The sequence below is a fragment of the Burkholderia sp. RF7-non_BP4 genome, assembly GCF_001521935.1.
In the GTDB taxonomy this organism is placed as follows: Bacteria; Pseudomonadota; Gammaproteobacteria; order Burkholderiales; family Burkholderiaceae; genus Burkholderia; species Burkholderia diffusa.
On the sequence record NZ_LOTA01000033.1, the window covers coordinates 16,895 to 41,669 of the forward strand.

At 67.6% G+C, this 24,775-nt stretch carries 14 protein-coding genes; 4 read left to right on the top strand and 10 right to left on the bottom strand.

Annotated features, from left to right (window positions below; all coding sequences use genetic code 11):
- Positions 1–68: 68 nt before the first annotated feature.
- From uvrA to WS49_RS35000, 6 genes are all read right to left on the bottom strand, one after another.
- Positions 69–5,972 (bottom strand): excinuclease ABC subunit UvrA, encoded by a 5,904-nt coding sequence (gene uvrA / locus WS49_RS13700; RefSeq protein ID WP_059529170.1) that lies wholly within the window; start codon positions 5,970–5,972, stop codon positions 69–71.
- Between the two features lie 203 nt (positions 5,973–6,175).
- The gene (locus WS49_RS13705) at positions 6,176–7,636 is read right to left on the bottom strand and encodes an amino acid racemase (RefSeq protein ID WP_156441391.1); all 1,461 of its coding nucleotides are present in this window, start codon (positions 7,634–7,636) and stop codon (positions 6,176–6,178) included.
- Positions 7,633–8,907 (bottom strand): dicarboxylate/amino acid:cation symporter, encoded by a 1,275-nt coding sequence (locus WS49_RS13710; protein WP_059529230.1) that lies wholly within the window; start codon positions 8,905–8,907, stop codon positions 7,633–7,635. The genes WS49_RS13705 and WS49_RS13710 overlap by 4 nt, the downstream gene beginning before the upstream one ends.
- Before the next feature lie 182 nt (positions 8,908–9,089).
- A complete protein-coding gene (locus WS49_RS13715) occupies positions 9,090–10,004 on the bottom strand; it encodes a LysR substrate-binding domain-containing protein (RefSeq protein WP_059529235.1) in 915 nt (304 codons plus the stop codon).
- Positions 10,005–10,207: 203 nt separating this feature from the next.
- Positions 10,208–10,870, bottom strand: coding sequence for an OmpA family protein (locus WS49_RS13720; RefSeq protein ID WP_059529238.1), 663 nt, complete (start codon positions 10,868–10,870; stop codon positions 10,208–10,210).
- 125 nt (positions 10,871–10,995) lie between these two features.
- On the bottom strand, positions 10,996–14,991 hold the full coding sequence (locus WS49_RS35000; RefSeq protein WP_059529173.1) for a YadA-like family protein: 3,996 nt from the start codon (positions 14,989–14,991) through the stop codon (positions 10,996–10,998).
- Between the two features lie 526 nt (positions 14,992–15,517).
- On the opposite strand from WS49_RS35000, the gene WS49_RS35005 reads away from it, so the two are divergent.
- The 4 genes from WS49_RS35005 (at position 15,518) to WS49_RS13735 (ending at position 19,634) form a co-directional block, all read left to right on the top strand.
- On the top strand, positions 15,518–15,727 hold the full coding sequence (locus WS49_RS35005; RefSeq protein ID WP_156441392.1) for a hypothetical protein: 210 nt from the start codon (positions 15,518–15,520) through the stop codon (positions 15,725–15,727).
- 424 nt (positions 15,728–16,151) lie between these two features.
- Positions 16,152–16,427: a hypothetical protein gene (locus WS49_RS35010; RefSeq protein WP_156441393.1), complete on the top strand. Its 276-nt coding sequence runs from the start codon at positions 16,152–16,154 to the stop codon at positions 16,425–16,427.
- A gap of 47 nt (positions 16,428–16,474) precedes the next feature.
- Positions 16,475–17,308 carry a response regulator transcription factor gene (locus tag WS49_RS13730; protein ID WP_059529176.1) on the top strand — a complete coding sequence of 278 codons (834 nt, stop codon included), beginning with the start codon at positions 16,475–16,477 and terminating at the stop codon, positions 17,306–17,308.
- A complete protein-coding gene (locus tag WS49_RS13735) occupies positions 17,301–19,634 on the top strand; it encodes a sensor histidine kinase (protein WP_059529240.1) in 2,334 nt (777 codons plus the stop codon). The genes WS49_RS13730 and WS49_RS13735 overlap by 8 nt, the downstream gene beginning before the upstream one ends.
- A gap of 150 nt (positions 19,635–19,784) precedes the next feature.
- Here the strand turns inward: WS49_RS13735 and yjfF are convergent, their stop codons facing one another.
- The 4 genes from yjfF to WS49_RS13755 form a co-directional block, all read right to left on the bottom strand.
- A complete protein-coding gene (gene yjfF / locus WS49_RS13740; protein WP_059529179.1) occupies positions 19,785–20,894 on the bottom strand; it encodes a galactofuranose ABC transporter, permease protein YjfF in 1,110 nt (369 codons plus the stop codon).
- On the bottom strand, positions 20,891–21,931 hold the full coding sequence (locus WS49_RS13745; RefSeq protein WP_059529182.1) for an ABC transporter permease: 1,041 nt from the start codon (positions 21,929–21,931) through the stop codon (positions 20,891–20,893). Before WS49_RS13745 ends, yjfF begins: the two co-directional genes overlap by 4 nt.
- Positions 21,928–23,442 carry a sugar ABC transporter ATP-binding protein gene (locus WS49_RS13750; protein WP_059529185.1) on the bottom strand — a complete coding sequence of 505 codons (1,515 nt, stop codon included), beginning with the start codon at positions 23,440–23,442 and terminating at the stop codon, positions 21,928–21,930. Before WS49_RS13750 ends, WS49_RS13745 begins: the two co-directional genes overlap by 4 nt.
- A 68-nt stretch (positions 23,443–23,510) precedes the next feature.
- Positions 23,511–24,473, bottom strand: coding sequence for an ABC transporter substrate-binding protein (locus WS49_RS13755; RefSeq protein WP_059529188.1), 963 nt, complete (start codon positions 24,471–24,473; stop codon positions 23,511–23,513).
- Between the last annotated feature and the right edge of the window lie 302 nt (positions 24,474–24,775).

Genomic DNA, 24,775 nt, shown 5'->3' on the forward strand with positions numbered 1-24,775 from the left:
ACGGACGCATGTAAAAGCGGCCCCGGTGTCTGACCTGACACCGGGGCCGTTCACATGAAGCACCGCGTTCAACCGACCCGCGCTTCTCCCTGCCGCGCCGCGTTGCCGTCTTCCGTCGCCGTTCGCGCCAGCACGGGCTTCAGAGCGTGCCCGGTATGGCTCGCCCTCACCTGCGCGAGCCCTTCGGGCGGCGCCGCCGCGACGATCGTGCCGCCGCCCACGCCGCCTTCCGGGCCGAGATCGATGATCCAGTCGGCTTCCGCGATCACGTCGAGGTCGTGCTCGATCACGACCACGCTGTGCCCGCCGTCGACCAGCCGGTGCAGCACGCGGATCAGCTTCGCGACGTCGGCCATATGCAGACCGACCGTCGGCTCGTCGAGCACGTAGAGCGTATGCGGCGCCTTCTGGCCGCGCCGCGTGATGTCGTCGCGCACCTTCGTGAGCTCGGTGACGAGCTTGATGCGCTGCGCCTCGCCGCCGGACAGCGTCGGCGACGGCTGGCCGAGCGTCAGGTAGCCGAGGCCGACGTCCTTCATCAGCTGCAGCGGATGCGCGATGTTGGAAATCGGCGCGAAGAACTCCACGGCTTCGTCGATTTCCATCGTCAGCACGTCGCCGATGTTCCGGCCGCGCCACGTGACCGCGAGCGTCTCCGGATTGAAGCGCTGCCCGTGGCACACGTCGCACGGCACCTTCACGTCGGGCAGGAAGCTCATTCCGATCGTGCGCACGCCTTGCCCTTCGCAGGCCGGGCACCGCCCGTCGCCGGTGTTGAACGAGAAACGCGACGCCGTGTAGCCGCGCGCACGCGCTTCGAGCGTATCAGCGAACAGCTTGCGGATCGTGTCCCACACGCCGATGTAGGTGGCCGGGCACGAGCGCGGCGTCTTGCCGATCGGCGTCTGGTCGACTTCGAGCACGCGGTCGATCCGTTCCCAGCCGCTCAGCGACTCGCAGCCCTGCCACGCATGCGTGACGTTCAGCGACGGCCGCGGCGCGCTGCGCGCGAGCACGCTCGAGCGGCGGTTCGCGGCCGGCGCATCCTGTTGCGCGGCCTTGCGCGCGCGCCGCGTGGCCGGCGACGACAGCACCGAGCGGCCCACCGCATCGAGCAGGTTCGTCATCAGCACGTCGCGCGCGAGCGTCGACTTGCCCGAACCGCTGACGCCCGTCACCGCGACAAGCCGCGCGAGCGGGATGCCGACGGTGACGTCGCGCAGGTTGTGCAGCGTCGCGCCGTGCACGGTCAGCCAGCCCTCCGGCACTGCCGGCGCGCCCTGCTTGCCCGGCAGGCTCACCGCACGGCGCGGTTGCAGCGGGTGCGTCATCGGATGCGCGAGCAGGCGCCCCGTCACCGAGTCGGGCCGCGCGGCCAGATCGGCGACCGCGCCCTCGGCGACCAGCGTGCCGCCGCGCTTGCCGGCGCCCGGGCCCACGTCGATGATGTGATCGGCGCGGCGAATCGTGTCCTCGTCATGCTCGACGACGACGAGCGTGTTGCCCTTGTCGCCGAGCTTGCGCAGTGCATCCAGCAGGATCTGGTTGTCGCGCGGATGCAGGCCGATTGTCGGCTCGTCGAGCACGTAGCACACGCCTTGCAGGTTGCTGCCGAGCTGCGCCGCAAGCCGGATGCGCTGCGCTTCGCCGCCCGACAGGCTCGGCGCCGCGCGATCGAGGCTCAGGTAGCCGAGCCCGACTTCCTCGAGAAACGCGAGGCGGCTGCCGATCTCGCTGACGATGTCGCGCGCGATCTGCGCGTCGCGCCCCGTCAGCTCCAGCGCGTCGATCCAGCGGCGTGTATCGGACACCGTCCACTGCGCGACCTCGACGATCGGATGCGCATCGAACGTGACAGCGCGCGCGGACGGGTTCAGGCGCGTGCCGCTGCAATCCGGGCACGGCTCGTTGCCGACGCCTTCCGGTTCCTGCTCGTCCGACGGCAGAGTCTGCTCGCGGCCGCGATCGTCCCCGGCGAGCACCGTGTCGTCGTACGCGGCGCGCTGTTCGCGCGTGAGCGTGACGCCCGTGCCGACGCAGGTCGTGCACCAGCCGTGCTTGCTGTTGTACGAGAACATCCGCGGATCGAGTTCCGGATAGCTCGTGCCGCACACCGGGCACGCGCGCTTGACCGACAGCACCTTGATTTCGCCGACGCGCGCGGTCGAGCGGTCGTTCTGCATCGCGTGGTGCAGCCCGTCGAGCGGCGCGAGCAGGTGCATCACGCCCTTGCCGAGCTCGAGCGTCTCGTCGAGCACGCGCCGCAACTCGGCCTCGTTGTCCGGCGACACGACGATGTCGGCCACCGGCAATTCGATCGTGTGCTCGCGGAAGCGGTCGAGCTTCGGCCACGGATCGACCGTCACGAACTCGCCGTCCACGCGCAGATGCGTGCTGCCGCGCGCCTTCGCCCACTTCGCGAGATCGGTATACACGCCCTTGCGGTTGACGACGAGCGGCGCGAGCAGCCCGACGTGCTCGCCGCGATGGTCGCGCAGCAACTGCGCGGCGATCGATTCGACGGTTTGCGACGTGACGGGCGTGCCGTCGTGGATGCAATGCTGCAGGCCGAGCTTCACGTACAGCAGCCGCAGGAAGTGCCAGACTTCGGACGTGGTCGCGACCGTGCTCTTGCGGCCGCCGCGCGACAGCCGCTGCTCGATCGCCACCGTCGGCGGAATGCCGTACACGGCATCGACCTCCGGCCGCCCGGCCGGCTGCACGATCGAGCGCGCATACGCGTTCAGCGATTCGAGGTAGCGGCGCTGGCCTTCGTGGAACAGGATGTCGAATGCGAGCGTCGACTTGCCGGAACCCGACACGCCGGTGATCACGTTGAACTTGCCGTGCGGGATGTCGACGTCGAGCGCCTTCAGGTTGTGCTCGCGCGCATTGACGATCCGCACGACGTCCTCGCCCTCGATCGCGCGCCGCTCGCGGGCGGCGTTCAGCACGGCCTGCAGCGGCACGCCTTCGTCGGCGAGCGCGGTTTCGCCGTCCATCGCGCGGTCGTACTGCAGCAGCGCGACGCCGGTATGCGATTGCGCGCATGCCTTCACGTCGGCGGGCGTGCCCGCGCACAGCACGAGGCCGCCACCGTCGCCGCCCTCCGGGCCGAGATCGATCAGCCAGTCGGCCGCGCGGATCACGTCGAGGTTGTGCTCGATCACGATCAGCGAATGGCCGGCCGCGAGCAGCTTGCCGAACGCCTGCATCAGCTTCGCGATGTCGTCGAAGTGCAGCCCGGTCGTCGGTTCGTCGAACATGAACAGCTTCGCACGCGCGATGCGCGCCTCCTCGCTCGCGACCCGGCGCCCGCCCGCGGCGGCCGCCGATTCGGCGAGGAAGCCGGCCAGCTTCAGCCGCTGCGCTTCGCCGCCGGACAGCGTCGGCACCGGCTGGCCGAGCTTCACGTATTCGAGGCCGACGTCGACGATCGGCTGCAGCACGCGCAGCACCTCGGCATCGGTCGCGAAGAACGCCGCCGCTTCGCTGACGGTCAGGTCGAGCACGTCGGCGATGTTCAGCGCGCGGCCGTCGCGCTCGATGCGCACTTCGAGAATCTCGGCGCGGTAGCGGCTGCCGTCGCAATCCGGGCAGCGCAGATAGACGTCGCTCAGGAACTGCATCTCGATGTGCTCGAAGCCCGAGCCGCCGCAGGTCGGGCAACGGCCGTCGCCCGAGTTGAAGCTGAACGTGCCGGCGCCGTAGCCGCGCTGCAGCGCGAGCGGCGCCTTCGCGAACAGCTTGCGGATCTCGTCGAACGCGCCGACGTAGCTGGCCGGGTTCGAACGCGTGGTCTTGCCGATCGGCGATTGATCGACGAACACGACGTCGCCGACCTGGTCGGCACCCGTGAGATTGCGGAACGCGCCCGGCGACTCGGTCGCCTTGCCGTGGTGGCGCGCCATCGCCGGATAGAGCACGTCCTGCAGCAGCGTCGACTTGCCGGAACCCGACACGCCCGTCACGCACACGAGCCGCTGCAGCGGAATCTCGACCGTCACGTCGCGCAGGTTGTGCTCGGTCGCGCCTTCGAGCACGATGCGCGGCGTGTTCGCGTCCACCGGGCGGCGCGCCCAGTTCGACGCATGCGCGACGTGCTTGCGGCCGCCGAGATACTCGCCCGTCAGCGTGTGCGCGGAACGGATGTCGCCCGGCGTGCCGTCGTAGACGATCGTGCCGCCGCGCTCGCCGGGGCCCGGACCCATGTCGATCAGCCGGTCGGCCGCGAGCATCACCGACGGATCGTGCTCGACGACCACCAGCGTATTGCCCGCGTCGCGCAGCCGCTGCATCGCCTCGACGATCCGCGTGAGGTCGCGCGGATGCAGGCCGATGCTCGGCTCGTCGAGCACGAACAGCGTTTTGGTCAGCGACGTGCCGAGCGCCGTGGTCAGGTTGATCCGCTGCACCTCGCCGCCCGACAGCGTGCGGCTTTGCCGGTCGAGCGTCAGGTAGCCGAGCCCCACGTCGCACAGGTATTTCAGGCGCGTGCGCACCTCGGCGAGCAGCAGCTTCAAGGCATCGTCGAGCAGCGCGCTCGGCAGCGTGATCTCGTCGAAAAAACGGCGAATGCGCTCGATCGGCAGCAGCATCAGGTCGTGCACCGTCAGGCCCGGCAGCCCCTCGAGCTGCGCGCGCGTCCAGTCGACGCCGCGCGGCATGAAGCGATTCGCGGGCGCGAGCACGGTATCGGCGTTCGCCTTCGAGCCGAGCCGCCACTGCAGCGATTCGGTCTTCAGGCGCGCGCCGCCGCAGACCTCGCACGGCGTGTAGCTGCGGTACTTCGACAGCAGCACGCGGATATGCATCTTGTACGCTTTCGATTCGAGATAGCCGAAGAAGCGTTTCACGCCGTACCACTGGCTCTGCCACTTGCCGTTCCAGTCCGGCGAGCCGTTGATCACCCAGTCGCGCTCGGCGTCGGTCAGGTCGGACCACGGCGTATCGCGGCGGATGTCCGCCTTCGCCGCGTAGCGCATCAGGTCGTCCTGGCACTCCTTCCATGCGGGCGTCTGCATCGGCTTGATCGCGCCGCCGCGCAGCGTCTTGCGCGCGTCGGGAATCACCAGGCCGAGATCGACGCCGATCACGCGGCCGAAGCCGCGGCAGGTCTCGCATGCGCCGTATGCCGAGTTGAACGAGAACAGCGCCGCTTGCGGCTCCGCGTAGCGCAGGTCGCTGTCGGGGTCGTGCAGCCCGGTGGAGAAACGCCACACCTGCGGCTCGACGGTCGCGGCAAGCGCGTTCTCCGCTTCCGGCGCGAGCACGTAGACGTTCACGCGGCCGCCGCCGCGCTTCAGCGACGCCTCGATCGCCTCGACCACGCGCACCTTGTCGGCCTGCTGCACGCGGAAACGGTCGGCCACCACATCGAGCAGCTTGCGCGGGCCCGTGGGCGACGCGACTTCGCGCTGCGCCTGCACGCGCGTGTAGCCGCTCGCGGACAGCCACTGCGCGACTTCGTCCTCGGACGCGCTTTCCGGCAGCTCGACCGGGAACGTGACGACGACGCGCGGATCGTCGGCGCGCGTGCGCTCGACGAGTTCCGCGTAGATCGTCTCGGGCGTGTCGTGCCGCACCTGCCGCGCGGTCTGGCGGTCGAACAGCTCGGCCGCGCGCGCGTACAGCAGCTTCAGGTGATCGTTGAGCTCCGTCATCGTGCCGACGGTCGAGCGCGAACTGCGGACCGGATTGGTCTGGTCGATCGCGATCGCGGGCGGCACGCCGTCGACGCGCTCGACCTGCGGGCGGTCCATCCGGTCGAGGAACTGCCGCGCATACGCGCTGAACGTCTCGACGTAGCGCCGCTGGCCTTCCGCGTACAGCGTGTCGAACACGAGGCTCGACTTGCCGGAGCCCGACGGCCCGGTAACGACCGTCATTTCGCCCGTGCGCAGGTCGAGATCGAGGTTCTTGAGGTTGTGCTGACGTGCTCCGCGAATGCGGATCAGATTGCTGGATGACAATTTGCCTGCCCGTCTGAGTAAGTTAGCCGGAATTCACGGTGCCGGAACGCTGCGGCGGATGCCCGCAGGCGCGGCGCACGTGCCGCACGGGTCATGCCCGCGCCGCTCGAGTTCGCCGGATACTATACTGTATATTCATACAGTTTTCCACGAGCAGGCGGGGCAACACGATCCGTCGGCGTCGGCCACGGGCTCGATGCGCTTCAGCCGCCACCCGCCGTCGCATGGGCGACGCACGTGCGGGCGAGCACGTCGGTCGGGTCGACGAGCGTCGCCCGATGCCCGTTCCGCGCGACATATTCACCGCCCGGAAGCAGGATCGGCAATTCCGTGCAGCCGAGCACGATCACGCGCACGCCCTCGGCCATCAGCGCCTCGATGGCGGCGCCGATATCGTCCTGGCACTGCCCGGTCGTGAAGCCGGCCTTGACGCCCTGCCTCCCGTAAATCGCTTCCATCACGCGCGCCTGCAACGCGGGCTTCGGCGCGACTTGCCGGAGTCCTTGCGACGCCAGCGCCTTCTCGTAGACACCGCTTTCGATCGTGCCGGTCGTCGCGAGCACACCGACCTCCTTCAGCGCCGGATACGTGTCGCGCAGGTGAGCAACCGTGACCGTCAACATGTTGACGATCGGAATGCCGAGGTACGGCTGAATCCGCTCGACGAATGCATGCGCGGTGTTGCACGGAATCGCGATGAGGTCGGCATCGCCGTCCTCGAGCTTCTTGCAGGTCGCATACAACGAGATCGTCGGGTCCGCGCCGGTGCCCACCAGGTTCTCGGTGCGATCGGGAATCTGCGGATTCTGTTCGACCAGCAGCTTGACGTGCTCCTGATCGCGCGCCGCCGGCGTATTGCGCACGATCTTGTCCAGGAAATCGACCGTCGCGGCCGGCCCGACGCCGCCGACCACGCCGATCTTGAACGTCGCCGCGCGCGCCCCCGGCTGCCCGGTCACCGCGTACTGCGCATACGCCAGGTTCGAATCCACGAGCGGCACGCGCTGCGGGCCGATTTCATCCGCGACCAGCGCGATCTCGGTCAGGCCGGGGACGATGACCTGCACGCCCTGATCGGCAAGGTCCGCGCACGCGCGGCGCAGCAGCTCGACCGGCCGGCCGCGAAGGTTGCCGCGCTTGATGCCGTCGGCGCCGTAGATGGCTTCGGTCACGAGGTCGATTCCGTCGTGCATCCGCGGATGGACGATTTCGAACCGAGGCGACGGGAAATACGCGTCGAAGAGTCGCTTGTCCCGCACGTAGTCGGACGCCAGCACGCCGATGCGCGTCGCGTCGGGATACTTGCGCCGCACGTGGCTGCGCACGGCCTCGACGATATCCACGATCGGCAGGCGCGTATTCGCCTTCAGCTCGTCGATGAACGTGTGGCTCAGAAAGCACGGCAGCACGACCGTCGTCACGCCGCGCTTCTCGAACGCACGGATCATGTCGAACACGTACAGCTTGCGTTCGATCGTCGCCGCGCTGCCCGATCCCGAGCCCTTGAACGGGTATTGCTCGAAAATCATTTCGGCGTGCTCCTCGTCGGACGATGCAGGCGTCGCCTTCACCATCTTGAAGAACACGTCGGCGCTCCCCAGCGGCCCGAGACCGCCGACGACGCCGAATTTCCGCCGTGCATTCACGATATCCGCGTGCATCATGCGTTCAGCTCCGGCTGCTCGAATACGGCGTCCTGCGATTTCGCGGACCGCCGGCTCTCCCACTTCGCGATCACCGCCGTCGCGACGCTGTTGCCGATCACGTTCGTCATCGTGCGGCCCATGTCGAGGATCTGGTCGATCGCGAGAACCATCGCGACGCCGGCCACCGGCAGATGGAACATCGGCGCGACCGCCGCGACCACGACCACCGAGCCGCGCGGCACGCTCGCCATCCCCTTGCTGCTCAACATCAGCACCAGCAACATGAACACCTGCTCCGACAGCGGCATGTGCACGCCGAACGCCTGCGCGATGAAGATGGCGGCAAACGCCTGATACATCATCGAGCCGTCGAGGTTGAACGCATAACCGAGCGGCAGCGTGAAGCCCACCACCTTCTTGTCGACGCCGAACCGTTCGAGCTGCTCGGTCAGGCGCGGATAGGCGGCCTCGCTGCTGGCGGTCGAGAACGCGATCAGCGCGGGTTCGCGCACGGCCTTCAGCAGGCACCCGACGCGCCGTCCGAGAAACGCGTAGCCGACGCCGATCAGGATCGCCCACAGGACGAGCAGGCCGAGATAGAACGCGCCGATCAGCTTCCCATACGTGTAGATCACATCGAGCCCGCGCAGCGCGACCGACGACGCGATCGCGCCGAACACGCCGAGCGGCGCCGCGCGCATCACGTAGTTCGTCAGGCGCAGCATCACCGGCACCATCCCGTCGATCGACCGGATCACGACGCCGACCCGCTTGTCGTGCTTCAGCGCACTCAGCGCGATGCCGAGGAAGACCGAGAACACCAGGATCTGCAGGATGTCGTTGCGCGCCATCGCGTCGAGCAGGCTGGTCGGGAACGCATGCGTGATCACGTCCCGGGCGTTCAGTGCGGCGGTGTTCAGCCCGGTGCCGACCTCGCCCGCGCCCGCCGTGAGGTTCAGGCCGGCGCCAGGCTGCAGCGCATTGGCCATGACGAGGCCGAGGCTCAACGAAATCAGCGACGCGCAGACGAACCACCCGATCGAGCGCAGGCCGATGCGGCCGACGTCTTCGCCGCTGTCCATGCCGGCGAGGCCGGACACGAGCGTCACGAACACCAGCGGCGCGATGATCATCTTGATCAGGCGCAGGAAGATGTCGGTGACGATCGAGAAATAGCCGGCGATCGTCTTGAGCGTGGCCGGGTCCGCGATATTGGCGTGACACGCATAGCCGGCGACGACACCGAGGATCATGCCGACTGCGATGCTGAAGGTAAGGCGATTTTTCATGTCCATTCGTCCTTGGATGGCACCCGGCCGTGGGAATGCGGCGAGCGCTGCGAAGAAGGCCGTGCGACGCGGATCACGCGTCACATGTGCCGTTGGAACGAATGGTAGGGACGGCCGGAAAAACCGTGATGCTGGTGCAACATGGCCGTATGCGAGCCCCGCATAAGGCGGGAAAACCCTGCTCAGCCGAGACGGGAAGGCGCCGCGCGCAGGTGCTGCCAGAGCGTGTCGAGGAATTCGCTGCGATTGGACACGTCGCGATACACGCGCAGTTCGATTTCCAGGTTCCACACCGCCGGGCCTGCCGGCACGAGGTCGCCGGCCGCCAGTTCGGCGGCGATCGCGCTGCGGGGCAGCCACGCGACGCCCTCGCCCTCCATCACGAGCTTCTTCAGTACCTCGGCCATGTCGGATTCGTAATGCAGCTGCAAGGCCGGCGCGTCCGGCGCACGGCCGAGCAGCAGCGCGAGGCACCGGCCGAAATAGCTGGTTTCCGTATAGGAAATCAGCGGCAGCGGATTCTGCCTCGTGCCGGGAAGCCGGAACGCCGGCGCCGATCGCCGGTTCGGCCGGCACGCCGGCATCAACGTGTCGATGCCGACGGTCAGGTGCTCGTACTTCGCCGGATCGAGATGGAGCGGAAGCTCGGGATGGTGGTACGCGAACATCAACTCGCAGTTGCCGTTGACGAGCATCAGGATCGAGTCGTGGACATTGGTCGGAATGACGCGCGCCCGCACTTCGCCGAAATGCGGGGCGAGCGCCTTGAGCCAGGTCGGCAGGAAACTCAGCGCGATCGTGTGGCCCGCGGCGATCTGCAGGCTCTTGCCGCCGATCCGCTGCTCCGTGCGGATGATGGCGCGCGTGTCGTAAAGGCGGCTGAGCACGTCCTCGGCCGTTTCGCGAAACAGGCGCCCCGCCGGCGTCAGCACCGGCGGAAAGCTGCTGCGGTCGATCAGTTCGGCGCCGATCCATTGCTCGAGCGACTGGATGCGGCGGCTGAAGCCCGATTGCGTGACGTTGCGGAATTCAGCCGCGCGGGAAAAGCTTTGATATTGCGCGAGCGCGAGGAAATCCTCGATCCATTTGATTTCCATGGTGGCCTTGGAGGGTCGCGGGTGGAGCGGTTTGCTCGCCACCGAAGCGATGGCGAAGCGCGTGCCGACGGACGCCTCCATTGTATGTGCTCGATTCGGCGGCAGTTCCTGCCTCCTCGGCCCGTTTCCGCGACGAGCGCCGCTGCCGCGAGCGAGCCATCCGGTTTCGACGGCCACGCCCGCGGCAACCCGCGTGCCGCGCCTTACCGCTGCAACGAGATTTCCACCCGGCGATTGCGCGCCCGTCCCTCGGCCGTATCGTTCGAGGCGGCCGGATCGGCTTCGCCGTGACCGGTCGCTTCAAACGAATCCGCCTTCAGCCCGCGCTCTCGCAAATACGCGGCGACCGCATCGGCGCGGCGCTTCGACAGCGCCTGGTTGTGCGCCTCCGGGCCGGTCGCATCGGTATAGCCGTCCACTTCGACACGCGAGAAATGCCTGTCGCCTTGCCGGTTCAGCAACGTGTCGAGCTCCGCACGCGCGGCCGGCGAGAGCACCGCGGAGTCGGTCGCGAAGTACGCATCGCCGGTGAGGCTCACTTTCTCGACCGGAGCAGGTGCCGGCGCAACGGCCGCGGCGGCCGGCGCGGGCGCCGCGCCGCACTGGAACGCGATCGAGTGCGGATCGGCGCCGTCGCGGAACGGCGTCGTGGAATCGACCAGGCGCACGGGCTCGTTGCCGCACATGCGCGTTGCGACCTTCATGCAGGTCTTCGCGGTCGACAGGATGCCGTGGCAGTCGACCTGGAACGTCCGGATACCGTTTCGCGACTGCAGTTCGTATGCGTTGTACGTCGGCCCCGACGCGCTCGAACAGGCTGCGAGGGACACGACGGACGCCAGCAAGGCAAGATGGATGTTTTTCACTTGAGGACTCCGAAAATGCGTTGGGCACGGCGCATGCGGCGCGATGGCGCGGCCGCATGCGCATGCGTTTGCGCTCGGCGCGGTCCGCCCCGGCAACGCGTGCCGGAACGAACCGCCGCGCGCGATCACTTCCACTGATACAGCATGCCCGCGCCGACGACGCGCTGGCTGCCGGCGAAACCGCCGTTCAGCGTCGCCTTCAGGTTCTCCGTGATGCGGGCCTGCACGCCGACCGCCATGGCCTTCTGGCCCTGGAACGACGCCGTGCCGACACCCATCGCGAAGTTCGAATCGCGGTCCATGTGCGGGATCGACGCCATCGCAGCGGTCGCGGCGATCCCCTCGCGCGCCATCGAATCGGTCTGCTGGATCTGCTGCTGCATCTGCGTGAGCTGGTTGTTGACCGTGTTCAGCGATTGCGTGAACTGGTTCGATACCGCATTCAGCTGGTTCACGTTCACCGCGTCGGTGCCCTGCGTGCCCGCCGCGACGTTGACGACTTGCCGCGCCGAATCCGCCGAGCCGACCGCGACGACGTTCGAGCGGCCGCCGTCGTTGCTGCCCGCGCCGACCGCCGCCGAATTGCTGCCCGACGAAGTCGCCCCGACGCCGAGCGCGGTCGAGCCGCTGCCGGACGCCGTCGACCCGTTGCCGACGGCCGTGCTGTTCGAACCGGAAGCCACCGCGCCCGAGCCGCCGGCCGACGAGTTCGAGCCTGACGGCCCCGGCGGCACGTTGCCGCCGGACGGGTTCGACGTGTAGGAACCGCCGAGATTGGTCGTGCGCTTGTCGATGAGCGTCGTCAGCTGGTTCGCGACCGAGTCGAGCTGCGACACGTTCACCGCGTCCGTGCCGTTCTTGCCGGCGGCGAGCCCCGTGATCTGCCGGTTGCCGACGTTCACTTCGCCGGCCGACGACTGCGGGCTGCTCAGGCCGTATGCAACGTAGTTCGTCAGCGCGCCGACTGTCGTCAGCGAACCGGCGCCCAGCGCCACGCTGTTGGCGAACGTCGCCGACGCGCCGGCGCCGAGCGCGAGGGCGTCGGTCGCGGTGCTGCGCGCACCGGAACCGAGCGCGACGCTGCCCACGCTGACCGCCGCCGCATTCGCGCCCTGCGCGACGGACTGCGCGCCGGTCGCCGTCGCACCGCTGCCGAGTGCGATCGCGTCGGCCTGCGCGGAACTCGCCGCCTGCCCGATCGCGATCCCGCCCGGCGCGGTCGCATCGACGATCGCGCCGTTGCCGATGCCGACGCCGTTGTCGCCGTTGACGACCGTCGTCGGCCCCACCGCGACCGATTCCGCGCCGACGGCCAGCGAATCCGCCGCCGTCGAATTCGCGTGGAAGTATTTCTGGCCCGTGACCGCGAACGACTGCAATGCGCCGGCAAGCTGCCGCACCGTGACCGCGTCTTGCTGGCCCGTGCCGTCCGCGACGTTGGTGATCTGGCGATACGTCCTGCTGGTCGCGTCGCCGACCGACACCGCGCCGAGCAGCGTCTGGTCCGTCGTGTTGAACGGGATCGACGCGGTGCCGTTGCGGATGGTCCCGGACGCCGGCACCGTCGCGCGGTCGGCCACCGAACCCGAGCCGAGTGCGATGCTGCCGTCGACCCGAGAAATGGCGTTCGGCCCGATCGCCACGCTGTCGACGCCGAGCGCCTGGCTGTCCGGCGCGGTCGAGTTCGCGTGGAAGTACTTGATGCCGTGCGCGTTGATGTTGTCGACCGCGGAGCCGACGTTGTTGTTGATCGTCGTCGAGCCGTCGCTGTTGTACGTCACGTACGACGGCGCCGAGATCGTGCCGGTCGTCGGATCGTAGGTGGCCCCGCCGCCGATCGCGCCGGCCGTGCTGTTGCCGAGGTTGGTGTTGTTGTTCACGATGGAGCTCAAGCCCGTCGACAGTGACCCGATGCTCGTCGACGTGGCGGTCGACAGCGACGTCAGGTTGCTGTTCGTGCTCGACAGGCCGGTCGACAGCGAGCCGATGGTGGTCGACGTCGAGGTCGACAGCGACGTGATCGTGCTGTTCGTCGAGCTCAGGCCCGTCGACAGTGATCCGATGCTCGTGGACGTGGCAGTCGACAGCGAGGTCAGATTGCTGTTCGTCGAACTCAAGCCGGTGGACAGTGAACCGGCGACGGTCGAGGTCGACGTCGACAGCGACGTGATCGTACTGTTGGTCGAACTCAGGCCGGTCGACAGCGAGCTGATGCCCGTCGACGTGGAGGTCGACAGGGACGCGACGGAACTGTTCGTCGAGCTCAGGCCCGTGGAAAGCGAACTGATCCCGGTCGAGGTCGACGTGGACAACGACGTGATCGCGCTGTTCGCCGACGACAAGCCCGTCGACGTGGAGGTCGACAAGGACGTGATGCTCGACAGCGTCGACGTCGACAGCGACGTCACCGCCAGGTTCGTCGCATCGAGCTGCGACCCGTTGATCGCGTCCGTGCTCGACGAACTGATGCGCCCGGCCGCGACGTTGGTGATCTGGCGCTCGCTGCCCGCCGCGCCGACGCTGACGACGCTGGTCGGATTGACGCCGTTGAAGCTGTACGTGACGCCGCCGATCGTCGCGGACGCCGTCGGATTCGGCGCGGCTGTCACCGAGCCGGAACCGAGCGCGACATCGTTGGCGTTGTTCGCCACGGCCGACGCGCCGAACGCCACTGCGCCCGCCGCTGCCGCCGTCGACGTATTGCCGAGCGCGATGGAGCCGACGCCCTGCGCGTTGTTCGAATTGCCGATCGCCACCGCGCCGTTGCCGTTCGCGGTGTTGTTCGAGCCCATCGTCACCGCGCCGGTGCCGATCGCGGTGCTCGGATCGCCGATGGCGACCGCGCCGTTGCCGCTCACGGTCTGACCTTCGCCGAGCGCGACGGCGCCGGTGCCGCTCAGGACCTGCGAGTTGTTCCCGCCGGCGATCGAGCCCGCGCCCGCCGCCGCCGCGACGGAGTTGCTGGCGCCGATTGCGACCGTGGCACCCGCCGCCGCCACGCTGTTGATACCGATCGCCGTCGCATTCACGGCAGACGCCGTCGCGCCGGCGCCCAGCGCGGTGCCCGATATGCCCGTCGCGAGCGCGAGATTGCCGAGCGCGACGCCGAACTGCTGCGTCGCGGTCGACTGCACGCCCATCGCGATCGAGCTGAGGCCCGACGCATTCGCGTTCAGGCCGAACGCCAGCGCATTGTCGGCGCCCGCCGAGGTATTCGAGCCCATCGCGATCGAACTGGTGCCGAGCGATTGCGCGCCCGACCCCGGCACGCCTGCCGTGCCGCCCCAGCCGATGGCGATCGACGACGTGCCCTTCGCGCCGCTGTTCACGCCCATGGCCACGGCCGAATTGCCGGAAGCGAGCGAGCCGCTGCCCACGGCTACGCCGGCCGCGCCCGAACTCGTCGACTGATTGCCGAGCGAGACGGAGCCCGTATTCGTGGCGTTTGACGAAAAACCGAGCGCGACGGCTTGCGCCCCCGACGCGACCGATCCGAGGCCGAGCGCGGCCGCGTATTGACCGGAGGCCGTCGCATTGTTCCCGAGCCCGATCGCGGACACGCCGATCGCCGACGCACCGCTGCCGATCGCCACCGAGCCGCTTTGGGTCGAGCTCGACAGGTTGCCGATCGCGACCGAATAGTTGCCGGAGCCGATCGCCTGCACGCCCATCGCCACGCTGTTGACGCCGGTTGCCTGAGAATTGATGCCGACGGATGTCGAACCGTCGGCAATGGCGTGCGCGCCCGGGCCGATCGCCGTGGCAGAAACGCCCGTCGCCGTGGACAGGTTGCCGAACGCGGTGGAATTCACCTGCGTGGCGACCGAACCGTTACCGACGGCGATCGAACTCGCGCCGCCGGTCGCGGAGCCGCCCCCCGCCGAATACTGCGCGTGGGCGCCCGCCTGGAACAAGCCGAGATACGCGGCCGCGACCACCGTCGCAATTCGCCGCGGCGACAGCCCCGCCAGCACTGTCGTGCCAGCGCCAGCGTCCGGTGCCGCATGCGCATCCGCACGTCTCGACGACACCACGCGCTTGCCTCGCGCGCGATCGAGCTCGGACGCCGCGACCCACGCCCCCAGTGCTTCGTTCCAGATCGACTTGAACGACTTGTTCATCTCGTTTTCCCTCGGTTTTCGTGTGCTGAATCACGCGACAGCGAACGCGACGGCAAACGAAGCGCGCATCCATGCACGCGCGCCCGTCGCCTCGCACCGCTCCATTGCTTCACTTCGTACGACTAACTTGATTGCGAATGGCCCCGCACGACACTCGCGACCGCTGTCGCGATCGCACGACCGCACACCGCTCGTGCCAATCGGACACGCGGCGCGGCGACGATCGCGGGTTATCGACTCACGGACACCGACATCGCTGGGCCAGGCGACGGCGCGACGCGCCCCGCGCCCGCGAAACGAACGCGTGCGGACACCGTCGCGCCGGACCCGCGGCGACGTCGAATCTCATGAGGAGGCGTCGTTCAGACGCCGGATGGAAGCGGCCGGCCTGACCTGCAGACCGGCCGCCCTGGTTCATTCGGGAGGCGGATGCCGCCGTGCGGCCCCGTGGGTTGACGCATGCGCCGCAGGATCGCGAACGCTGACAGCCGACACCGGTTCGAGCGAACCGGTGCGTTGATCTGCCATGCCTTTGATGTTCATGTCTTCTCGTGCCCGTCTGATCGACAGCGGTATCGCGCGACCGCCGTTCGAAGGATCGAACTGCCCGGCGATCGACGCGTACCTGCTCACCCCTTTTTACATCCAGGCCACCGCCGGACATTCCGGATTTCCGGAAATACCGCCGACTGGCCGGATGACCCCTTCATTCCATTTATCGACTGACTTTCTTTGACGATTTCTTGCTGCCTGATGTGTCAAACTCGCATCGACTTCTGCATTCACCGATGCACCTTGTTACATCGGTACATTCGAAGAATGATGAAGTTTTTATTACCCTCGTGCCGGTTTCCGTCACACCGCTGCAATCCCGGAATATGAGATTGACAGCATGCAATGTCACATTGAATATTGCGCCCCGAAAAAGTCGGCGACGGCAAAACGTTTGCGGTGAATTCGCTGGTCATCCAGAACCGATTTCATCCGCCTCCAGCCTAGTGTGCCGGGGTTCGTCAGACCAAACCTTTTCCCGGGCGGAAAAATGCTTTTCCAGAGCGGACGATATTTACATTCATACAAGCCCGCCGGGCTGAAAATTTAAATATGAAAGTAATTTCAACCCGCCATCGATAAGATTTCCATTACGAGGCAATGAATTGATGAAATCGACCAGCACCGAATTCGGGCATGGCAACGACATAATTCGTTCAAAATCATTATTCGGGCCACGCCATTTTTATAAGGAATCACACGGAAATAAAAACCGATATTCGATCGGCAATCCGGAAAGTTTTTCCGCTCCCTTTTTCGCCGAACCGTTCGGAGCGGCCATGCGCCCGCTCGGCCATGTCAGACATGCCCCCACGGACCGCACGGAATCCTCACCGACGACTTTGTTGTCGGCATATAATTTTTCGCAACAATCGTGCATATAGATGCATCGATTCCGACCCCGGCCTACCCTCCCTTCGCGTTCGCAACCATGTCATCCCGCTCGTCCAGTCCGGCGTCGCTCCGCGTCACGCCGGATCTCGTTGGCGCACACATTCTCGTCGTAGATGACCGACCGAACGACCTGCGGCTCCTGACGGAGATCCTGCGTTCCGCGCGCTGCCGGATCAGCGTCGCGTTCGATGGTCTGCAGGCCTATCACCGTGCGCAGGCGATCGCGCCCGACCTGATCCTGATGGACGTGCGGATGCCGCGCATGGACGGCTTCGCCGCGTGCCGGCTGCTGGCCTCGACGCCGTCGACGCAGAACATTCCCGTCATCATCCTGACTGCCGCGAGCGATCTCCAGGATCGCATCGCGGGGCTCGAAACCGGTGCGCTCGACTACATCGTGAAGCCGTTCGAACCGGTCGAGGTCATTGCACGGATCCGCAATCATCTGAAACGGGCGCGACGCAGCCAGCCGTTCGCGCATCTGCCCAAGCTGCCCGACCACCCCGACGCCGCGCTGGTGCGCGCGGCAAGCGACATCCTGCTGCGCGAGCTGCGCAACCCGCCCGGGCTCGACGAACTCGCGAGACAGGTCGGCACGCACGAAAAACGGCTGTCACGCGTGTTCCGCGATCATCTCGGCCAGACCGTATTCGAATACCTGCGCGACACGCGGCTTCGCGCCGCGAAGCACTTTCTCGCCGAGACGTCGATGGGCATCGGCGACATCGCCGAGGAGATCGGCTTCTCGACGCCGGGCAATTTCGCGACTGCGTTTCGCGAACGGTTCGGCATCACGCCGTCGGACTGGCGGCGTCAGCGGCCGACGGTCGATGTTCCGCCGCCGTCGCATGACTGCCCGCGCGATGCATAGGCGTCGAACCTCGGGCTGGCACGCGATGGTGCTGCTGCTGACGGCACTGGTGCTCGCCTGCGCGACACACCGGGCCGCCGCGACGGAAAACCCCGCACAGTTGGACGCGGTCTCGTTGCTCGAGGATCCGGGCACGCAGTTGTCCGTCGACCAGGCCGCCGCACGGCTCGCCGAGCCTCAACGTCGTGCTGCCGCGGCGGCGCGACCGTCGTTCAACATCGAATTCTCACGCTCCGCGTGGTGGGTCGGCGCGACGCTGGTCAACCGCGACCGCGTCGAACAGCCGCTGGTGCTGGCGATCCGCGACGCACGCGTCGACCGCGCCGATTTCTACGTCGGGCACGGCGGCACGTGGACGCTCGCCGGCCGCTTCCCGGCCGACGAAAACGGCATGAGCCGGCCGGCGTCCCGGTATCCGGTGCTCGATGCGACGCTGCGCCCGGGCGAACGGTTGCCGGTCCTGATCCGCATCACGTCGCGCAAGGAACTGCGGCTCGCGCCGCGCGCCTTCACGCGCGACGCATGGCAGGCCCACGAGCTGCACGCGACCATGTGGAACTTCGGCTTTCTCGGCGGGCTGCTCGCGCTCGTGTGGTGTGCGCTGCTGATCGGCTTCTTCTCGCGCAGCGGCATGTTCGTCGTGCTGGCGATGCTCGCATTGAACACGACGCTGTTCGAGGCAACCTACCGCGGCTACACCGCGCTGTATTTGTGGCCCGCCGCGCGCGAATGGTCGGCGCGCGGCGAGGTGATCTTCGTCTACCTGTCGGTCGTGTGCTTCATCGCGTTCATCCTGACGGTCGCCCGTCGCGAGAAGGCACGCATCCCGTTCCGCGCGATCTACGCGGGATTCATCGCGCTCGAGTGCGCGGGCATCGCCGGGGCCGCATGCGGCGACCTCCTCACGTTTACGTGGTTCTGCCTGCGGCTGAACACCGTGCTGGCGATCGTGAACCTCACCCTCGCGCTGACGCTCGCGATTCGCCGGACGCCGACGGGCCGCGTGATGCTGATCGCGATCGCGTTCGCGAGCTTCAACATGGTGATCCGCATTCTCGACGGCAAGGACGCAATCCCGGCCTGGCTGTTCTGGCTCAAGTCCGACATCTACCCGAACCCCGTCATCGCGATCATCGGTCTCGCCACGCACCTGCTCGTGCTGGCCGCGTGGATCAACCACGTGGGCCGTCAGCGCACCGAAGCACGCAAGCGCCTCGAGCATTGGCAGCTCACCGAACAGGATCGTCTGCGCGACGAAGTCGCGAAGCGCACGGTCGCGCTCAACGACGCGCTGCAACAGGTTCGCATGCACATGCAGCAGAAGATCGAGACGCTCGGCTACGTGAGCCACGACCTGCGCGCGCCGCTGTCGACGATCAACGGCTACGCGAAGCTGCTGCTGCAAGGCGCGACGCGCAGCCAGGCGCGGCTGATCCGCTCGATCGACCGCAGCATCCGCTACCAGCTCACGCTGATCGACGAATTGCTGCAATACACGAAGGCGGAGTTGCAGCCGCTCGGCATTTCGCCGCACGCGACCGACCTGCCCGGCCTGCTGAACGACATCGGCGACTATGCGGTCGCGCTGTGTTCCCAGCAGGACAACCGGTTCGTCTACCGGCCGCTGACGCCGTTGCCGCGCAAGCTGTCGATCGACGGCATTCGGCTGCAGCAAGTGCTGCTCAACCTGCTGTCGAACGCGTCGAAGTTCACGTGCGACGGCACGGTCACGCTGTCGGTCGGCGCGTATCCGGAAGGCGATGCATGGCGGATCGTGTTCGAAGTCGCCGACACCGGAATCGGCATCGACATCGACAAGACCACCGACATCTTCCGTGCATACCAGCAGGTGCAGGCGGTGAACGGCGGCACCGGGCTCGGCCTGTTCATCGCGCAGCGGATCGTCGGCGCGATGCACGGCGAGCTGGCCGTATCGAGCCAGCCGGGGGTCGGCACGTCGTTCACGTTCCAGATCGTGGCGCCCGCGATCGGCCGCGCGATGATCCCGGCGTCGGCGCTCGTACGCGCCGCCGAATCCGCCGATCCAACCGGGCCCGTGCCGGATGCACACGCGATGCGCTGTCCGCCTGCCGACGCGCTCGACGAGCTGGCCGTGCTCGCGAGCGAAGGCCGCCTCACCGATATCGAGGAATGGCTCGGGCACCACGCGCATGCACCACGGCATGCCGCGTTCATGCAGGCGATGCGCGAGCGCCTGGACGCGCTGGATCTGCCGGCGATCGAACGACTCGCCGAGTCGCTGAAGCACACGGGCATCGCGGATGCGTCGTTCGACGTGGAACCCGACATGGCCGGGCCGGCGTGACTGCAACGCTCGCGTCGCGGTTGCGCAATGCGCATTCGCGAATCGGTCAAACGCGGCTGGCGGCCGCGCCGATGCGCCGTTGACAGCCACCAACGGCGACGCAGCAAGCGATGCCGGCCAACGAAGAAGCCCGCCAAAGGCGCGCCGGCATCACGCCGAACGTTGCAGACGCAACAACCTGCGCATCGTCGAACCGAGCGCCGCATCGTCACGCGGCGCGGCGGGCGTCACCTGCGCGGCATCGCGCTTCCGCCGCTTCGGATCGAGCCCGGTCCCACCGCTACGCCGCCGCGCCGCGTGCCGCTCGATGACCCGCTGCAGCAGACAGAACACGCACAGCAGCGCGCCGATCACGATCCGCGTCCACCACGAACTCAGCGTGCCGTCGAACGTGATCAGCACCTGGATCGTGCCGAGAATACCGACGCCGAACACCGACCCGATCACATACCCCACCCCGCCCGTGAGCAGCGTGCCGCCGATCACGGTCGCGGCGATCGCGTCGAGCTCCATCCCCTGCGCCTGCAGCCCGTAGCCGGACAGCACGTACAGCGTGAACACCACGCCGCCGAGCGCCGAACAGAAGCCGCTCAGCGCATACACGCCGACCTTCGTGCGCGCGACCGGCAACCCCATCAGCAGCGCCGATCGCTCGTTGCCGCCTACCGCATACACGTTGCGGCCGAAGCGCGTGAAATGCGCGACGTAGATCGCGGCGGCCAGCGTCGCGAGCGCGATCAGCGCGCCCGCGCTCAGCGTCCCGCCGCCGACCGGCACGCTGATGCCCGCGAGCGCATGGAAGGTCGGCTCGTTGATCGTGATCGACTGCGTCGTGATCAGGAAGCATGCGCCGCGCGCGAGAAACATCCCGGCGAGCGTGACGATGAACGGCTGCAACCGGAAGTAATGAATCAACGCGCCCATCGCCGCGCCGTACAGCGCGCCGAACACGAGCACGAGCGGGACGATCGCCCAGACGGGCCAGTGCAATCGTTCGGCGCCGACCGCGCAGAAGATCGTTGTCAATGCAACGACAGAGCCGACCGACAGGTCGATGCCGCCCGACACGATCACGAACGTCATCCCGATCGCGACGATCAGCAGGAATGCGTTGTCGACGAGCAGCCCGGTCAGCACCTGCATCGAGAAGAAGCCCGTGTACATCACGGACCCGAAACTGAACAATGCGACGAACAGCACGATCGTCACGACGATCGGCAGCGTGCGCGGGTCGGTAAACCGTGCGAAGAATCGGTTCATCGCGGCGTGGCTCCGGTGGTGGTGCGCGAACGGGTGGAAGACAGCAGCCGCGACGCATGCTGGATCACCAGCGCGCGCGCCGCGTCCGACTGGATCAGCGTCACGACGATCACGACGAGCGCCTTCACGACGAGCGTCGCCTCCGGCGGCACGCCGATCGAATAAGTCGTGTAGGTGAGCGTCTGGATGATCAGCGCGCCAAGCACGGAGCCCGCGAGGCTGAAGCGGCCGCCGAGCAGCGACGTGCCGCCGAGCGTCACCGCGAGGATCGCGTCGAGTTCGAGCAGCAGCCCCGCGTTGTTGCCGTCGGCACTGCGCACGTTCGAACTGGCGAGGATGCCGGCGAGCGCCGACATCACGCCCGAGAACAGATAGACGCCGAACACGACCGCCCCCGCGCGCAGCCCGACGAGCCGCGTCGCGACCGGATTCACGCCGATCGCGCGGATGAACAGGCCGAGCGCCGTGCGGTTCACCAGCAGCGCGGTCGCCGCGATCGTCGCGATCGCGATCCAGACCGAGCACGGCACGGCCGCGAGATAGCCGCCGCCGAGTTCGAGGTAGCCCGGCGCGCCGATCGGGATGATCTGTCCGCCGGTCAGCAACTGCGCGATGCCGCGTCCGGCGACCATCAGGATCAGCGTCGCGATGATCGGCTGCATCCCGACGAACGCGACGAGCACGCCGTTCCATGCGCCCGCGAGCAACCCGACGCCGAGCGCGGCGGCCAGCGCCGTGCCGACCCGCGTCGGATCGCCGTCGAGCACGATCGCCGCGGCCGCGCCGGCGATCGCGACGATCGCGCCGACCGAGATGTCGATCCCGCGCGTCGCGATCACGAGCGTCATGCCGAGCGACACGATCACGAGCGGTGCCGCGCGATTCAGGATGTCGATCGGCGCGCCGAACAAGTGGCCGTCGAGCACCGCGATCGACAGGAAGCCCGGCCGATACGCGACGTCGAGCGCGAACAGCAGCGCGAGCGTCAGCACCGGCCACACGAGCGGATGGCGAAGCAACGTGCGTAACCGGATCATGACCGGCCTCCCGCGATCAGTTGATACACGTGTTCCTCCGACGCCTCGGCACCGGTCAGTTCGGCGACCTTGCGGCGATCGCGCAGCACCGCGATCCGGTGGCTCACGCGCACCACTTCGCTGATCTCCGACGAGATGAACAGGATCGCGAGCCCCTGCGCGCACAGCGCGAGCACGCGCTCCATGATGTCGAATTTCGCGGCGACGTCGATGCCGCGCGTCGGCTCGTCGAGGATCAGCAGCTTCGGCTCCGTCGCGAGCCAGCGCGCTAGCAGCACCTTCTGCTGGTTGCCGCCGGACAGCAGCCCGATCGGTTGCTCCGCGTCGCGCGCCTTGATGCCGAGCCGCGCGATGTACGTCTCCGCGAGTTCGCGCTGGCGCGCGCGGCTGATCAGCCGCCACCAGCCGCGCCGAGCCTGCAGCGCGAGGACGATGTTCTCGCGGATCGACAACGCCGCGACGATCCCCTCCTTCTTGCGATCCTCCGGGCAATACGCGATCCCGTTGCGAACGGCATCGTGTGGCGACGCGAGCCGCTTGCGCGTGCCGTCGATCTCGATCGCGCCGGTGTCGGTGCGCTCGGCCGCGAACGCGAGCCGCGCGGTTTCCGTGCGCCCCGAGCCGAGCAGCCCGGCCAGCCCGACGATTTCGCCGGGCCGCACGTCGAGATCGAGCGGGCTCATCATCCCGCGCCGGCCGGCCTGCTGCATCGACAGGAACGGCGCGGCCGCGTCGGCGTCGCGCTGCACCGCCGCCGCGCCCGCTTGCAGCGTGCCGGACATCGGTTCGCGGCCGGTCATCTTCGCGACGAGCATGTCGACCGGCAGGTCGCGCGCGAGATACTCGCCCTCGCGCTCGCCGTTGCGCATCACGGTGATCCGGTCGGACACCGCATAGGTCTGTTCGAGAAAGTGCGTGACGAACAGGATCGCCATCCCCGACGCCTTCAGTCGGCGCAGCACGTCGAAGAGCCGCGCGACCTCGCCGTCGTCGAGGCTCGACGTCGGTTCGTCGAGAATCAGCACGCGCGCATCGACCGACACGGCCCGCGCGATCGCGACCATCTGCTGCACCGCGATCGGATACGCGTCGAGCGAACGCGTGACGTCGAGCGACAGGTCGAGCTCGGCGAGCGCATCGCGCGCCCGCGCATGGATCGTCTTCCAGTCGATCGCGCCGCGCCGCATCGGCTGCCGGCCCGCGAAGATGTTCTCGGCGACCGACAGGTTCGCGCACAGGTTCACTTCCTGGTACAGCGTCTGGATCCCGGCCGCCTCGGCCTCGCGCGGCGCGGCGAACCGCACCGGCGCGTCGCCGACGCGAATCTCGCCCGCGTCGTGCGCATGCACGCCGGTCAGCACGTTGATCAGCGTCGACTTGCCCGCGCCGTTCTGGCCCATCAGTGCATGAATTTCGCCCGGAAACAACCGGAAGTTCACGCGCTGCAGCGCGTTCACGCCCGGGAACGCCTTGTCGATGCCGATCATCTCGACCACCGGCGGATTCGTCATGGATCGCCCTCGATTCGAGGCGGACGACGGACGGCGGCAGCCGCGCCGCCGCCCGCGTCCGCCGGGACTCAGTACTTGCGGGTCGGCAGCACCTGCGCCGCGACGCTCATCGGGAACACCGTCTCGTTCGTGACGATGCGCTTCGGCAACTGCTTGCCGGCGACCACGTCCTTCACCGCGGTCATCAGCTGCGGGCCGAGCAGCGGGCTGCATTCGACGTCGACGTTGATCTTGCCGGCCACCATCGCCTGGAAGCCGCCCTTGGTCGCGTCGAACGACACGACGCTCACGTCCTTGCCGGGCTTGATGCCGGCCTCTTCCATCGCCTGGATCGCGCCGAGCGCCATGTCGTCGTTGTGCGCGTAGACGACGTTGATCTGCTTGCCGTACGTCTTCGCGAACGCTTCCATCACCTGCTTGCCGCCGGCGAGCGTGAAGTCGCCGCTTTGCGACGCGATCACCTTGAACTTCGGATTGTTCTTGATCACTTCGAGCAGGCCCGCGCGGCGGTCGTTGGCCGGTGCGGAGCCGACCGTGCCCTGCAGCTCGACGATGTTGATCGGGCCCGCGTCGTTCTTGAAGCGCTCTTCCATCCAGTGGCCGGCGCGCCGCCCTTCCTCGAGGAAGTCGGAACCGATCATCGTCACGTACAGCGACGGATCCTTCACGTCGACGCCGCGATCGGTCAGGATCACCGGAATATGGGCCGCCTTCGCTTCGGTCAGCACCGGCTCCCAGCCCGACTCGACGACCGGCGAGAACGCGATCACGTCGACCTTCTGCGCGATGAACGAACGGATCGCGCGGATCTGGTTCTCCTGCTTCTGCTGCGCGTCCGAGAATTTCAGGTTGATGCCGGCATCTTTCGCCGCGCTCTTCACCGACACGGTGTTCGCGGTGCGCCACGCGCTTTCCGCGCCGACCTGCGAGAACCCGAGCGTGATCGGCTTTTGCTGCGCGTGCGCGCCCGACGCGAATACCGTCGCCGCGGCGACGAGCGCACCGGCCGTCAGCTTCCTGATGAATGTCATGGTCCGTCTCCGATGATGTCGTTGTATGTCGCGGCCCGGCCTGGCGCGGTGCCGTGCTGTTGTGGTTCTGCGTGGCGCGGACGCGGTTCGGGCGGTGCCGGCCGGCGCGTGCGGTCGGCCCGGTATGTACGCCCCGGATCAGTCTAGAAACAAGTCCGATAACCTTCCAATGAAATATTGGATTGAAGCGATATCGATATCGGCATACGTATAAACACCTAGCGCTTATCTTTGCCTGCCCCGACCGCTTCGACGTCGATGGGGCGGCGTATCCGGCGGCGGCGCACGGATCTTGCTGTCGC